A 15,003-nucleotide genomic window follows, 5' to 3' on the forward strand; every position below is an offset into this window, starting at 1 on the left:
TCTGGTAGGGCCGCTTCGCGAGCAAGCCCGCTCCCACAGTGGACCTGCGGCGGACACAAATTTTGTGCCCGGCAGGAAACGCCTGTGGGAGCGGGCTTGCTCGCGAAGGCGTCGGAACAGCCCGCCCAAAATCAAGCCAGACAAAAAGGCCCCGGGGTTCTCACCCCAGGGCCTTTTTGCATTTCAGCCGAACGATCAGGCCGCTTTGGCTTCCGGCTGGCTCAGGGAACGGTTCAGTGCACTGAACAGCGCCTTGAAGCTGGCAGTGGTGATGTTTTCATCGATGCCCACGCCGTGCACTGCACGCTCGCCGTTGACCCGCAGTTCGATGTACGCCGCCGCCTTGGCATTGGTGCCGGCGCCGATGGCGTGTTCGTTGTAGTCCATGATCTCCACCGGAATTGGCAGGCCGGCCACCAGCGCTTCCAGCGCGCCGTTGCCCTTGCCGCGCCAGTGCAGGTTGGTCTCGCCCTGACCCTTGCTCGCCACTTCCACTTCCACGGCGCTGTTGCCGTTTTCTTCCTGCAGGCGATGGCTGACAAGCGCGTACGGGGTGTTGGCTTGCAGGTATTCACGCTGCAGCAAGGCGTGGATCTGCTGGGCGGTCATTTCCAGGCCCAGGCGATCGGTTTCGCGCTGTACCACCTGGCTGAACTCGATCTGCATGCGACGCGGCAGGCTGATGCCGTATTCCTGTTCCAGCAGGTAGGCGATACCGCCCTTGCCCGACTGGCTGTTGACGCGAATCACCGCCTCGTAGCTGCGGCCGATGTCGGCCGGGTCGATCGGCAGGTACGGCACTTCCCACAGGGCGTCCGATTTCTGCTGGGCGAAGCCCTTGCGGATGGCATCCTGGTGCGAGCCGGAGAATGCAGTGTGGACCAGGTCGCCAACGTACGGATGACGCGGGTGCACCGGGATCTGGTTGCATTCCTCGACCACTTTGCGCACGCCGTCGATGTCGGAGAAGTCCAGCTCAGGGTTGATGCCCTGGGTGTAGAGGTTCAGCGCCACGGTCACCAGGTCGACGTTACCGGTGCGCTCGCCGTTGCCGAACAGGCAGCCTTCGACGCGGTCGGCACCGGCCATCAGGCCCAGTTCGGTAGCGGCCACGCCGGTGCCACGGTCGTTGTGGGTGTGCAGGCTGATGAGCACGCTGTCACGACGGGTAATGTTGCGGTGGAACCACTCGATCTGGTCGGCATAGATGTTCGGGGTGGCGACTTCCACGGTAGCGGGCAGGTTGAGGATCACCTTGCGCTCGGGCGTCGGGTTCCAGACTTCGATCACCGCATCACAGACTTCCTTGGCGAACTCAAGCTCAGTGGCGCTGAAAGTCTCTGGCGAGTACTCGAACTGCCACTGGGTTTCCGGCTGCTGTGCAGCATATTTGACGAACAGTTTGGCCGCGTTCACCGCGATTTCCTTCACGCCTTCCTTGTCCTGGTTGAACACGATGCGGCGGAACGACGGGCAGGTGGCGTTGTACAGGTGGACGATGGCCTTTTTGGCGCCGCGCAGGGATTCGAACGTGCGGGCGATCAGGTCTTCACGGGCCTGGGTCAGCACCTGGATGGTGGTGTCGTCCGGGATGTGGCCTTCTTCGATGAGGGTGCGCACGAAGTCGAAGTCGGTCTGCGAAGCGGCCGGGAACGATGCTTCGATTTCCTTCACGCCCACCGCGACGAGGGTTTTCCAGAAGCGCAGCTTCTTGACCGCGTCCATTGGCTCGATCAGCGACTGGTTGCCGTCGCGCAGGTCGGAGCTGCACCAGATCGGCGCGGCGGTGATGGTCTTCGACGGCCAGGTGCGATCCGGCAGGTTGATGGTCGGGAAGGCACGGTATTTGGAAGACGGGTCTTTGAGCATGCTCATGGGAAAGTCCTTTATTGTCGTGGCCGGAAAAAGGCGGCCTGCCGGTGGTTCGAATGGGGGTGGCTTCACAGCCGGGACGAGGTGCCGCGATTCAGCCCGGCAGTCGTGCGCTGACGAGGCACAGGCTGCGGTGCTGGCGAAGCTGAATGAGGGTGTGAGAGGTTTTCATGCCCTCAACCCTAACCGCGCGGAAGGCGGATCGCAAGCAGTCGGAAAAAATTGAGATAAGTTCTGTTTTTAGGCGGGTTTGCGAGATTTAATCGCGTGAATATGAGGTATTTGTAGTTTTATTGCGTCGATGCTTGTCACTCGGCAATCCATGACGACGAGTTGCGATGCCGCTGGCCCGTTCGCGAGCAAGCCCGCTCCCACAGGGGAATGTTGGCGATTTCAAAATCAACGCTGTACCTGTGGGAGCGGGCTTGCTCGCGAAGAGGCCAGTAGCCTCACCGCAAAAACTCAGGGCTGGAAAGCGCCGATAAAGATCGCCGGATCCACCCGCGCATCGTTCAGGCTGATGTTCCAGTGCATGTGCGGGCCGGTTGCGCGGCCGGTGGCACCGACCTTGCCCACCACGGTGCCCCGGGCCAGTTGCTGGCCGACCTTCACGTCGATCTTCGACATGTGGCAGAACATGCTGATGAAGCCTTGGCCATGGTCGACGAACACGGTGTTGCCATTGAAGAAGTAATTGCCGATGAGGATCACCTTGCCGGCGGCCGGGGTCTTGATCGGCGTGCCAGCGGGGACGGCGAAGTCCAGGCCGGCGTGGGGGTTGCGTTCTTCGCCGTTGAAGAAGCGTCGCACGCCGAACTTGCTCGACATCGGACCATTGACCGGTTTGTCCAGCAGCAGGTTGCTGGGGATGTTCGGACTGAAGCGGCGGTAGGCCTTCAGTTGCACCGCCAGTTCGGCGTTGATGCGTTTGAGGTCCGCCGGGTTCGGATTGACCTGGCGCTTGTTCTTCAGGGTGATGTGTTGCTCGGGGTACTTTTTATAGCCGACCACGAACGGATGGGTGCCGCCGCCGCTGCTGATCCGCTGGGTGCCGGGCTGGACCGTCAGCGGTATACCGACAATCGCCAGCCAGTTGTCCTGTTCCTTGACCACCAGCACTGGCTTGCCCTGGTAACTGGCTTTCGGTGCCTTGGCCGCGCTGCCCAGGTCCACCACGGCCACGCCACCGGGCACCGGCTTGTTCAGCAGGCGGGTGATGTAACTGTCGGCGTGGGCGTTGAAGGTCAGGCACAGCAAGAGCAAGGGGGCGAGATATCGCGGCATGAATCAATCCAGTAAAGAAAGGGTGACCGGCGTCAGGTGATTGTCTTCGACCCGTACCAGCAATTGGCCTTCGCCGAGCTTGGCGGTCAGGCGCTGGCCGGTCTGGGTTTGTCCGGCACTGCGGATCGCATGGCCGCGCTCGTCCAGCAAAATGCTGTAGCCCCGGCCGAGGGTCGCCAGGGGGCTGACGATGTGCAGCGTCTGCATCTGGTTGTGCAATTGCACGCGGCGTGTTTTCAGGCCTTCGCGCATGGCCCGGGGCAGGCGTTCGGCCAGGCTGTCCAGGCGCTGGCGCAGCAACGCCAATTGCCGGCCGGGGTGTTGTCCGGCCAAGCGGGTTTCCAGGCGGATCAGGCGTTCGCGGCGGGTATTGAGGCTGCGTTCGAACGCCCGGCGCATGCGCATATCCAGGTCGTCGAGGCGCTGGGCTTGCTGGCGCAGGCGTTCACCGGGGTGGCGCAGGCGCCGGGTGAGGCCTTCGAGGCGCAGTTGATCGCGCATCAGCCGGTCACGCATGCGCATCACCAGCCGCCGGTGCAGGCTTTCGACCCGGCGCACCAGATCACCGGCATCCGGTGCGAGCAGTTCGGCGGCGGCGGACGGGGTCGGGGCACGTACGTCAGCGACGAAATCGCTGATGGATACGTCGGTTTCATGGCCCACGGCGCTGACGATCGGCGTGACGCAGGCATCCACCGCCCGGGCCACGGCTTCTTCGTTGAAGCACCACAAGTCTTCCAGCGAACCGCCGCCCCGGGCCAGGATCAGCGCATCGAAACCACGGGCGTCGGCCAGCTTCAGGGCTCGGACGATTTGCGCGGTGGCTTCGCGGCCTTGCACGGCGGTGGGGATCAGCGTCAGGGCGATCTGCGGCGCGCGGCGGCGGAACACGCTGATGATGTCGCGGATCACCGCGCCCGTGGGTGAACTGATGATGCCGATGCGTTGTGGATGGGCCGGCAACGGCACCTTGCGCTCGGCACTGAACAGACCCTCGGCGCCGAGCTTTTCCTTCAAGGCATCGAAGGCCAGGCGCAGCGCACCATCGCCGGCCGGCTCGACGGTGTCGAGGATCAGTTGATAGTCGCCACGGCCTTCGAACAGCGAGACCTTGCCGCGCACTTTCACCGCCAGCCCGTCCTTCAAGGCCTGGCGCACCCGCGCGGCATTCTGCCGGAACAGCGCGCAACGCACCTGGGCGCCACTGTCCTTGAGGGTGAAGTACACATGGCCGGAGGCCGGACGGGCGAGGTTGGAGATTTCGCCCTCGACCCAGATGTTGCTGAACACGTCTTCGAGCAACACCCGCGCACGGCCGTTGAGCTGGCTGACAGTCAGGACCTCGCGGTCCAGGCCCAGTCGGGCAAAGGGATCTTTAATCATGGGCGGCATGATAAGGGTATTCGCCGCTCAATCTCCATGCTCACCGAAAAACCTTCCGAGAGCCGGCCCTGTACAATGCTCCATTCCCTTGGTTTCGATGTGGGCGCCGGCTTGCTCGTCGCCACCAATAGATTCACCGCAGGATGTTCCATGAACTCGCAAAGCATCATCGTCCCGAAAATTTCCACCCTGCCGGTCCACGAGCCTCGGGCCCGGGCGATTGTGCGCTGGCTGGTGCGCAAGAATATCGTCGAAGAACAACTGACCACCTGTGGGCGCACCGGCAATCGCATGGCCCACGCGATCGCTCCCGGTGCTCGCGAGGTGGTCTTGCACCCCGAAGCCTTGCCATTCGGTGAACCAGTCAATGGCCTGGAGATCATCACCAAGCGCTGCATCTATACGCCGGCCAAGGGCTTTCTCGAAGAAGCCGGTTGCGCTGAGTGCCGCAAGGAGGTCGGCGAAGCGCTGTTCGAAAGCCTGGAAGACTGGATGCCGGCGCGCACCGACAACTTCACCTGCCCCGAATGTGGCCATGAAGACGACATCAACGGCTTCCTGTTCCTGCAGCCCTGCGGCTTTTCCAACCTGGGGTTCATCTTCAACAACTGGCTGGAGGCGGGGTTCAAGCAGGACTTTCTCGATGAATTCGCCGATTGGCTCGATCAGCCGGTGAGTTGGGTGAAGGTGGAACTGTAGTCAAACGCCGATCGGTTTTCCGTAGGAGCTGGCGAAGCCTGCGATCTTTTGACTTTTAAGCGTTAATCAGGGCGCTGAAGATCAAAAGATCGCAGGCTTCGCCAGCTCCTACAGTAGGCACCAGATCTCCGAATATCAGTAATGCCAATATAGACAGATTTTTACATTGAGCCAGACGGGGTGCATGAGTATAATGGCGCGCTTCCATTTTCCCGCTCGGGAGCCCCCGCGATGCTGCGTATCAGCCAAGAAGCTCTGACCTTCGACGACATTCTCCTAGTGCCCGGTTATTCCGAAGTACTGCCTAACGAAGTCAGTCTCAAAACCCGTCTCACCCGTGGCATCGAACTGAATATCCCCCTGGTTTCCGCCGCCATGGACACCGTGACCGAAGCCCGTCTGGCCATTGCCATGGCCCAGGAAGGCGGTATCGGTATCATCCACAAGAACATGACCATCGAACAGCAGGCCGCCGAAGTGCGCAAGGTCAAGCGGTTCGAGGCTGGCGTGGTCAAGGATCCGATCACCATCGAGGCTGACGCCACGGTCCGGGATCTGTTCGAACTGACCCGCATGCACAACATCTCCGGCGTTCCGGTGCTGCACGATGGCGACCTGGTCGGCATCGTCACCTCCCGCGACGTGCGTTTCGAGAACCGTCTGGATGCCACCGTCCGCGAAGTGATGACGCCTAAAGAGCGCCTGGTCACGGTCAAGGAAGGCATTAACAAGGACGAAGTCCGCGAGTTGCTGCACAAGCACCGCATCGAGCGCGTGCTGATCGTCGACGACAAATTCGCCCTCAAGGGCATGATGACCGTCAACGACATCGAAAAAGCCAAGGCCTACCCGCTGGCCAGCAAGGACGACCAAGGTCGTCTGCGCGTCGGCGCTGCGGTCGGCACCGGCAAGGACACGGGTGATCGTGTAGCCGCCCTGGTCAATGCCGGCGTTGACGTGGTGGTGGTCGACACCGCCCACGGCCACTCCAAAGGCGTGATCGACCGCGTTCGCTGGGTCAAGCAGAACTTCCCTGACGTGCAGGTGATCGGCGGCAACATCGCCACCGGCGCTGCCGCCAAGGCCCTGGCCGAAGCCGGCGCCGATGCGGTCAAGGTCGGTATCGGCCCTGGCTCGATCTGCACCACCCGTATCGTCGCTGGCGTCGGCGTGCCGCAGATCAGCGCCATCGCCAACGTCGCCGCTGCCCTTGAAGGCACCGGCGTGCCGTTGATCGCCGACGGCGGCATCCGCTTCTCCGGTGACCTGTCAAAGGCCATCGTCGCCGGTGCCTACTGCGTGATGATGGGTTCGATGTTCGCCGGTACCGAAGAAGCACCGGGCGAGATCGAACTGTTCCAGGGCCGTAGCTACAAGGCCTATCGCGGCATGGGTTCGCTGGGCGCCATGTCCCAGGCCCAGGGCTCTTCCGACCGTTACTTCCAGGACTCCTCCGCGGGTGCCGAGAAGCTGGTGCCGGAAGGCATCGAAGGTCGCGTGCCGTACAAAGGCACCCTGAGCGCCATCATCCATCAACTGATGGGCGGCCTGCGTTCTTCCATGGGCTACACCGGCAGCGCCAACATCGAAGAGATGCGCACCAAGCCTGAATTCGTGCGTATCACCGGCGCTGGCATGGCCGAGTCCCATGTCCACGACGTGCAGATCACCAAGGAAGCGCCGAACTACCGCGTAGGTTAAGGCCTTCAGCAAAACGTTAATCACCGGGGCTGTTCATTCAGCCCCGAGTTGTTTCTGATTCACTACATGAGAATGAGTCATGGCCCTCGACATTCACGCTCACCGCATCCTGATCCTCGACTTCGGTTCCCAGTACACCCAGCTGATCGCCCGCCGCGTGCGTGAAATCGGTGTGTATTGCGAATTGCATCCGTTCGACATGGATGACGAAGCGATTCGCGAATTCGCGCCTAAAGGCGTCATCCTCGCCGGCGGCCCCGAGTCCGTGCACGAAGCCGACAGCCCGCGCTGCCCGCAAGCCGTATTCGACCTGGGCGTGCCCGTCTTCGGTATCTGCTACGGCATGCAGACCATGGCTGAGCAATTGGGCGGCAAGGTCGAAGGTTCGGACCTGCGTGAATTCGGTTATGCCCGCGTTGACGTAGTCGGCAAGAGCCGCCTGTTGGACGGCATCGAGGACCACGTCGACGCCGACGGCCTGTTCGGCCTGGACGTGTGGATGAGCCACGGTGACAAAGTCACCAAAATGCCGGAAGACTTCCACATCCTGGCCAGCACCCCGAGCTGCCCGATTGCCGGCATGTTCAACGATGATCGTCGCTACTACGGCGTGCAGTTCCACCCTGAAGTGACCCACACCAAGCAGGGCGGCCGCATCCTGTCGCGCTTCATCCTCGACATCTGCGAGTGTGAAGCCCTGTGGACCCCGTCGAAAATCGCTGAAGACGCCATCGCCCAAGTCCGCGCCCAGGTTGGCACCGACAACGTGCTGCTGGGCCTGTCTGGCGGTGTGGACTCCTCGGTGGTTGCCGCGCTGCTGCACAAGGCCATTGGCGACCAGCTGACCTGCGTCTTCGTCGACAACGGCTTGCTGCGTCTGCACGAAGGCGAGCAAGTGATGGCCATGTTCGCCGAGAACATGGGCGTGAAAGTGATCCGCGCCAACGCCGAAGAGCAGTTCCTGAACAACCTGGCCGGCGAGTCCGACCCGGAGAAGAAGCGCAAGATCATCGGCCGTACCTTCATCGACGTGTTCGATGCCGAATCCTGCAAGCTGGACAACATCAAGTACCTGGCCCAGGGCACCATCTACCCCGACGTGATCGAGTCGGCTGGCGCCAAGAGCGGCAAGGCCCACGTGATCAAGTCCCACCACAACGTCGGTGGCCTGCCGGAAGAGATGAACCTCAAGCTGGTCGAACCGCTGCGCGAGCTGTTCAAGGACGAGGTCCGTCGCCTCGGCCTGGAGCTAGGCCTGCCGTACGACATGGTCTACCGCCACCCATTCCCGGGCCCGGGCCTGGGCGTGCGGATCCTCGGTGAAGTGAAGAAGGAATACGCCGACCTGCTGCGTCGCGCCGACCACATCTTCATCGAAGAACTGCGCAAGGCTGACTGGTACCACAAGGTCAGCCAGGCGTTCGTGGTGTTCCAACCGGTGAAATCGGTGGGCGTGGTCGGCGATGGCCGTCGCTACGCCTGGGTCGTGGCCCTGCGTGCCGTGGAAACCATCGACTTCATGACCGCGCGCTGGGCGCACCTGCCGTATGAACTGCTCGAAACCGTTTCCGGGCGGATCATCAATGAGATCGAAGGTATTTCTCGCGTGACGTATGACGTGTCGAGCAAGCCGCCGGCGACGATTGAGTGGGAATGAGTCAGGCCTAAGTATTGATACCGCTGACGGCCGCTATTGGCTTCGGCGCCTGCCTTGAACAAAAGCCCTGTGGGTAACTTCCACAGGGCTTTTTCATTTTTACTGACCAATCCAGTCTTCCTCTGGCTTCCAACTGCAATGACAGACCGTAACGGTGTTGGGAGGGCAGTGCCGTCACCTCTCGCTACGATTACCCGCCTTAGCGTGCACCGGGAAACGCTTATCATCGGCTGCAGCCCATGGGCCGTCGGCCAAGTTAATTGAGGTTGCGCCTGATTTGGTTGGGCTGACCGACGTTGCTGAGATCGTCGGTGTGTCTCGGCAGAACATGCGCAAGCTGATGTTGGCCCATCCAAGCAGCTTCCCGACGCCGGTGCACGAGGGGAGTGCATCTATCTGGCATTTGGCGGACGTGCTGACCTGGCTGCAGGCCAAGGGCAGCTATTCGCTTACCAAGAATGTGTTGGATGTGGCCCAGGTGGCGTTGCAGGTCAACGTTGCGAAAGAAGGCCGACGGTTACTTGGTATGGCTTCCGAAGAGTTGGACGCTTTGGTTGGGTGACAGACATCTCAGCCTCTCCTCAGTTTGACGAGCCGGTTGTCAGGAGTAATCGTTTTTGTGCGCGGCTCTTGTTATCTAATCGTTTTTTTACAACCTTAACCGTTAGCTACAAGATCAGGTGCACGACATCATTTCTGGAATGCCCGTGCTGCAACAGGTCGGAGTATGAGCCGAAATCGTTGATGCCGTTTCGCGGGCGTTTGAGGAAGACGGCGGAGCGGGTGTTGCTGTGATCGATCGATATCGTCCGGGAAAACCTGTCGACCGCTGAAGTCCTTCAGACTTACGTATTAGAGAAACTGTGATCGAATCAAATCCGTGTGACCCATATCCACACGGATTTTTGTGTTCACCGCCGCGCCACATCCGAAAAATAAAACTTATCCAGCGTATGCCGCGATTCGGTGTACTCGAACTGTCGGCCGTCCTGGAGAAAGGTCTGGTTGCTGACCACGATCACATGGCTCTGGCCGTCGAGGTCCAGGTGCTGCTGATCGTCCTTGCCGCAGCGGACTGCTTCGATGGTGCGCTGGGCGTAGGCGATTTGCAGGTGCAGGGTCTGTTCGATGAAGGCGTAGATCGACTGCACGGCGATGTCGCGGGTCAGGCCGGGGATCACGTCGCTGACGAAGTGGTTGATGTCCAGGATCACGCGCTTGCCGTCGATTCGCCGGACCCGCTTGATGCGGGTGATCGGGCTTCCGGCGGGCGCCTTGATGTGCTCGAGCAGGGCGCCTTCCAAAGGTAGCTGGCTGAATTCGACCACTTCGGTGCTGACATCGTTGCCTAGGCGCGGGTAGGTCTCCTGGAAGCTGACGATGCCGCCGAGCTGGAATTCGATGGGCTGGGTCGACAGCACGAAGGTGCCCTTGCCATGGATCTTCTGGGCGAAGCCGCGCTCCTGGAGTTGTTCGATGGCTTTGCGCACCGTGCCACGGCTGGCCTGATAGCTGTCCATCAGTTCGGTTTCGGAGGGCAGGCGGGCGCCTCGCTCCAGGCGTTCGGTGGTAATGCTGGTCAGCAGATCGTTGTAGATCTGGTTGTATTTGCTCATGGGAAGGGCTCTGTACCGCGCTGTTCACCGGGGCGGAACCTTACGGGCCAAGTGGGGGAGTTGTCCATTCGGCTGTCATTATTGGACGACAGAAGCGTAGGACGTTTCCCGGTTTTTCGGGGGGGCATCATAAACAAAAACAAAACTCGTCTGTACGAGTTGTTGATTTAACTCGTACAGACGAGTACTTTGCCTTCCACGTGCTGTCGACTCTCAATAACAAGAATGACGCGGAAGAAAAAAGCATGAGCCACGATTACTCCAAAATCGCCAGCGAGCTGCTGCAAAGCTTGGGTGGCGTTGACAATATCGAGCAGGCGGCCCATTGCGTGACGCGCCTGCGCCTGTCACTCAAGGACGCGGCCCGGGTGGACAGTGCCACGCTGAACCAGATCGACCTGGTCAAGGGTTCGTTTTTTACCGGTGGCCTGTTCCAGGTGGTCATTGGCCCGGGCGAGGTGGAAAAGGTCTATGCCGCCCTGCGCGAGCTGACCGGCCTGGCTGCCGCGACCATTGCCGACGTCAAGCGCCAGGGGGCGCAGAAGGGCAACGGCATGCAGCGCCTGGTGCGGGTGCTGTCCGATGTGTTCATGCCCATCCTGCCTGCCCTGGTGATCGCCGGCCTGCTGATGGGCGTCAACAACCTGTTGGGCGCCAAGGGCATGTTCATTGCCGGGCAGACGTTGCTCGATGCCTATCCGAACCTGGATGGCGTCTGGAGCCTGATCAACCTCATGGCCAATACCTCCTTCGTCTTTCTCCCGGCCCTGGTGGGCTGGTCGGCGGCCAAGCGTTTCGGGGGCAGTGAGATCCTTGGCATCGTGCTGGGCCTGATGCTCGTCCACCCGGACCTGCTCAACGCCTGGAACTACGGCAAGGCCGTGGCGGGACTGGAAGGCCAGAGCTTGCCGTACTTCGACATCTTCGGCTGGTTCCGGATCGAGAAAGTCGGCTACCAGGGGCAGATCCTGCCGATCCTGCTGGCGGCCTATGTCATGAGCGTGATCGAGCGATGGTTGCGGGCCAGGGTGCCCAACGCCATCCAATTGCTCGTGATTCCCATCACCACCATCGTCATCACCGGCGTACTGGCCCTCGCCATCATCGGCCCGGTCACCCGGCACCTGGGCATCTTGATCACCGAAGGCATGGTGGCGCTGTTCGACCTGGCGCCAGTGATTGGCGGGGCGATTTTTGGCCTGCTCTATGCGCCGCTGGTGGTGACCGGCATGCACCACATGTTCCTGGCGGTGGACCTGCAATTGATCTCGACCCAGGGCGGCACCTTCATCTGGCCGATGATCGTCATGTCCAACCTGGCCCAGGGCAGCGCGGCGCTGGCGGTGTTCTACATGACGCGCAATGCGCGGGACAGGAGCATGGCGTCAACCTCGGCGATTTCCGCTTATTTCGGCATCACCGAACCGGCCATGTTCGGCGTCAACCTGCGCTACAAATTCCCCTTCTATTGCGCCCTGGCCGGCTCGGCCCTGGGCTGCATTTTCCTGTCGCTGAACAAGATCAAGGCCTCGGCGATTGGCGTCGGGGGGCTGCCGGGTTTTATTTCGATCGTGCCTGACTACATACCGATGTTCGTGATCGGCATGGTCATCGCCATGAGCGTCCCTTTTGCCCTGACCTGCGCGTTGAGCATGAGGATCGTCCGGCCGGGGTATCGCGTGGCCTGACACCTGTGGGCGCCGGGCTTGCCCGCGATGAGGCCCGCCAGGCCAGTACCAAACTGATTGAAGGAATCTCGCCATGCAAGACTGGCAACGCTCAGTGATCTACCAGATTTATCCGAAGAGTTTCTACAGCCATGGCGGCCAGGCTACTGGTGACTTGCGAGGGGTGGTGGACAAGCTCGACTACTTGCACTGGCTGGGTGTGGATTACCTGTGGCTGACGCCGTTCCTGCGTTCGCCGCAACGGGACAACGGCTACGACATCAGCGACTACTACGCCATCGATCCTAGCTACGGCACCATGGCCGATTGCGAATTATTGATTGCCGAAGCGAGCAAGCGCGGTATCAAGCTGATGCTCGACATCGTGGTCAATCACACGTCCATCGAGCATCCCTGGTTCCAGGCTGCCCGCAGCAGCCTCGATAACCCGTACCGCGATTTCTATATCTGGCGGGACCAGCCGAACAACTGGGAATCCAAGTTCGGCGGCTCGGCCTGGGAGTACGAAGCGCAGACCGGCCAGTATTACCTGCACCTGTTCGACCACACCCAGGCTGACCTGAATTGGGACAACCCCCAGGTGCGCGCCGAAGTGTTCAAGATGATGCGTTTCTGGCGGGACAAGGGCGTCGGCGGCTTTCGTCTCGATGTGATCAACCTGATCTCCAAGCCGACCGACTTCCCTGACGACCACACCGACGGCCGGCGTTTCTACACCGACGGCCCCAACGTACACCGCTACTTGCAGGAAATGCATCGGGAAGTGTTCGAGGGCTTCGACCTGATCAACGTCGGCGAGATGTCGTCCACCAGCCTAGAACACTGTGTTCGTTATTCGTGTCCGGCGTCCCGTGAACTGTCGATGACGTTCAATTTCCATCACTTGAAAGTGGATTACCCGAATCTGCAAAAGTGGGTGCGGGCCGACTTCGATTTTCTCGAACTCAAACGCATCCTGTCCGACTGGCAAGTCGGCATGCAGGCCGGTGACGGTTGGAATGCGTTGTTCTGGTGTAACCACGACCAGCCGCGGGTGGTGTCGCGATTCGGCGATGACGGTGAGTACCGCGAGCCTTCGGCGAAGATGCTTGCCACGGCGTTGCACTTTCTCCAGGGCACCCCGTTCGTGTATCAGGGCGAGGAGTTGGGGATGACCAATCCGGGCTTCGAGCACATCGAGCAGTATCGCGATGTGGAAACCCTGAACATCTATCGCCTCAAGCGCAACGCCGGGGTGCCGGAAGCCGAGGCCATGGCGCCGATCATGCAGAAGTCCCGTGACAACGGGCGCACGCCGATGCAATGGAATGCCGGGCCGAACGCAGGTTTCAGCCGGGCCGAACCCTGGATCGGCGTACCCGCCAACGCCGCATTCATCAACGTCGAGCAGCAACAGCAAGACTCGACCTCGGTGCTGCATTACTACCGTCAATTGATCGCCCTGCGTCGCAGCGAAGCCTTGATCCAGGACGGCGTCTACCGCCTGCTATTGCCCGAACATCCGCACGTATGGGCTTACCTGCGCGAAGGGCAGGGGGAGCGCCTGCTGGTGGTCAGCCATTTTTATGGAGGCGAGTGCGACGTGGAACTGCCCGAAGGGATTCTCACCCATGGCACGAAACAACGCTGGGTGATCGGCAACTACGAGGCCGGCGAGCACCGATGCCGACGGCTGCGCCTGCGGCCCTACGAGTCGTTTGTGTTGCACCTGAGCGACTGAATAAAGACTTCCCCTGACCCAGGCAATGCCTGACAGCGAACACGTTGCGCCAGACGCATCGTGAGCCCTTTGTCGCCAGCCAGATGGCGGCCAAGGGGGGAAGTCATGAAGCGAAAAACAATAAGAAATAATGGAGAGGCGTATGAAAACAATAATAAACCGTGGCCTTGCCGCGTCCTGTATCTGCCTGGCGCTGCCGTTCCCGGTCCAGGCGCTGGAGTTCTCCGGTTATCTGCGCAGCGGTGTCGGCAGTGCGACCAATGGCCGTTCCCAATCCTGCTTCCAGTTGCCTGGTGCGCAGACTAAATATCGGTTGGGCAATGAATGCGAGCAGTACGGGGAACTGGAACTGCGCCAGGATCTTTTCACCCTCGACGACGGCTCGGTGTTGAGCGTGGATGGCATGGCATCGCTGTACAACCGCTATGACCGCACGCCGACTTTCCAGGGCGAAAACGGCTCGGCCCGCATGCCGCAGATGTATGCCCAATGGTCGAACATGCCCAGCCTGAACGGCGGGTCGCTGTGGGCCGGTCGGCGTTACTACAAACGTAACGACATCCATATCTCGGATTTCTACTACTGGAACCAGAGTGCTACCGGTGGCGGGATCGAGGACGTGCTGATCGGCGGATTGAAATACAGCTACGCCTTCTCGCGCAAGGACAACCTGTACCAGAAAGACCCGGTCAACCGGCATGACTTCAACGTCGCCGGTTTCAAGACCAACCCCGGCGGCGAGCTGGAATTTGGCCTGAGCTTTATCGACCGGGCGGACCATCGCGACGCCCATCGTGGCTGGGCCCTGACCGCCCAGCATGTGCAGCAGGACTTCCTGGGTGGGAAGAATAAACTGGCCTTGCAATATGGCGAGGGCCCCGGCACCGGGCTGGGTTATACCGGCGACACTGGGCTGGACGACAGCAACAAGAGCTATCGTCTGGTGGAGTTCTTCGATTGGCAGGTCACGCCGCGTTTCGGCGGGCAGGTGCAGGCGGTGTACCAGAAGGACATCCGCCCCGATGGCGCCGACCAGGACTGGCTGTCGTTGGGGGTTCGCCCGGCGTACGCCATCACCGATCAATTCAAGCTGGTGGCCGAACTGGGCCATGACCAGGTACAGGCCAGCGATGGAACACGCAAGCTGAGCAAATTCACCTTTGCGCCCACCTGGTCGCCCAAGGGCCCGGAATTCTGGGCTCGCCCGGAAATACGCCTCTACTACACCTACGCCAGTTGGAACGAGGCGGCCAAGCGTGCAGCCAATGAACTGGCAGCCGGCTCGGCGCTGTCGGACACCGGTGTTTTTGGCGGTGCGCGACATGGTTCCAACGTGGGCCTGCAGGTCGAATACTGGTGGAAATGACCCGTGTAGCGCGGGTG

Annotated in this window: 10 protein-coding genes and 1 pseudogene; 7 read left to right on the forward strand and 4 right to left on the reverse strand. The window is 61.0% G+C overall.

Annotated features, from left to right (window positions below):
* Positions 1-195 precede the first annotated feature (195 nt).
* The 3 genes from leuA to xseA all read right to left on the reverse strand — a co-directional run bounded on the left by leuA (position 196) and on the right by xseA (position 4,539).
* Positions 196-1,875, reverse strand: coding sequence for a 2-isopropylmalate synthase (leuA, locus tag GFU70_RS05005; protein WP_153387692.1), 1,680 nt, complete (start codon positions 1,873-1,875; stop codon positions 196-198).
* A gap of 459 nt (positions 1,876-2,334) precedes the next feature.
* Complete coding sequence (locus GFU70_RS05010) at positions 2,335-3,156, reverse strand: peptidoglycan DD-metalloendopeptidase family protein (protein WP_058542538.1); 822 nt, start codon at positions 3,154-3,156, stop codon at positions 2,335-2,337.
* A 3-nt stretch (positions 3,157-3,159) separates the two neighbouring features.
* Positions 3,160-4,539 carry an exodeoxyribonuclease VII large subunit gene (xseA, locus tag GFU70_RS05015; protein WP_116643116.1) on the reverse strand — a complete coding sequence of 460 codons (1,380 nt, stop codon included), beginning with the start codon at positions 4,537-4,539 and terminating at the stop codon, positions 3,160-3,162.
* 150 nt (positions 4,540-4,689) lie between these two features.
* Between xseA and GFU70_RS05020 the strand changes: the two genes are divergently transcribed.
* From GFU70_RS05020 to GFU70_RS05035, 4 genes and pseudogenes are all read left to right on the forward strand, one after another.
* The gene (locus tag GFU70_RS05020; protein WP_058542540.1) at positions 4,690-5,238 is read left to right on the forward strand and encodes a hypothetical protein; all 549 of its coding nucleotides are present in this window, start codon (positions 4,690-4,692) and stop codon (positions 5,236-5,238) included.
* Between the two features lie 231 nt (positions 5,239-5,469).
* Positions 5,470-6,939, forward strand: coding sequence for an IMP dehydrogenase (gene guaB, locus GFU70_RS05025; protein ID WP_058542541.1), 1,470 nt, complete (start codon positions 5,470-5,472; stop codon positions 6,937-6,939).
* A gap of 79 nt (positions 6,940-7,018) precedes the next feature.
* Positions 7,019-8,596 (forward strand): glutamine-hydrolyzing GMP synthase, encoded by a 1,578-nt coding sequence (gene guaA / locus GFU70_RS05030; RefSeq protein ID WP_058542542.1) that lies wholly within the window; start codon positions 7,019-7,021, stop codon positions 8,594-8,596.
* A gap of 244 nt (positions 8,597-8,840) precedes the next feature.
* A pseudogene (locus tag GFU70_RS05035) lies at positions 8,841-9,158 on the forward strand (helix-turn-helix transcriptional regulator); the annotation flags it as partial.
* A 349-nt stretch (positions 9,159-9,507) separates the two neighbouring features.
* On the opposite strand, the gene treR reads toward GFU70_RS05035, so the two are convergent.
* On the reverse strand, positions 9,508-10,212 hold the full coding sequence (treR, locus tag GFU70_RS05040; protein ID WP_057448412.1) for a trehalose operon repressor: 705 nt from the start codon (positions 10,210-10,212) through the stop codon (positions 9,508-9,510).
* 245 nt (positions 10,213-10,457) lie between these two features.
* Between treR and treP the strand changes: the two genes are divergently transcribed.
* The 3 genes from treP to GFU70_RS05055 all read left to right on the forward strand — a co-directional run bounded on the left by treP (position 10,458) and on the right by GFU70_RS05055 (position 14,986).
* Positions 10,458-11,900 (forward strand): PTS system trehalose-specific EIIBC component, encoded by a 1,443-nt coding sequence (gene treP, locus GFU70_RS05045; protein ID WP_153387693.1) that lies wholly within the window; start codon positions 10,458-10,460, stop codon positions 11,898-11,900.
* A 73-nt stretch (positions 11,901-11,973) separates the two neighbouring features.
* Positions 11,974-13,620, forward strand: coding sequence for an alpha,alpha-phosphotrehalase (treC, locus tag GFU70_RS05050; protein ID WP_153387694.1), 1,647 nt, complete (start codon positions 11,974-11,976; stop codon positions 13,618-13,620).
* Positions 13,621-13,762: 142 nt separating this feature from the next.
* Positions 13,763-14,986, forward strand: coding sequence for a maltoporin (locus GFU70_RS05055; protein WP_153387695.1), 1,224 nt, complete (start codon positions 13,763-13,765; stop codon positions 14,984-14,986).
* Positions 14,987-15,003 lie beyond the last annotated feature (17 nt).

Origin of the sequence: Pseudomonas brassicacearum (assembly GCF_009601685.2) — a bacterium.
Classification (GTDB): domain Bacteria; phylum Pseudomonadota; class Gammaproteobacteria; order Pseudomonadales; family Pseudomonadaceae; genus Aquipseudomonas; species Aquipseudomonas kilonensis_B.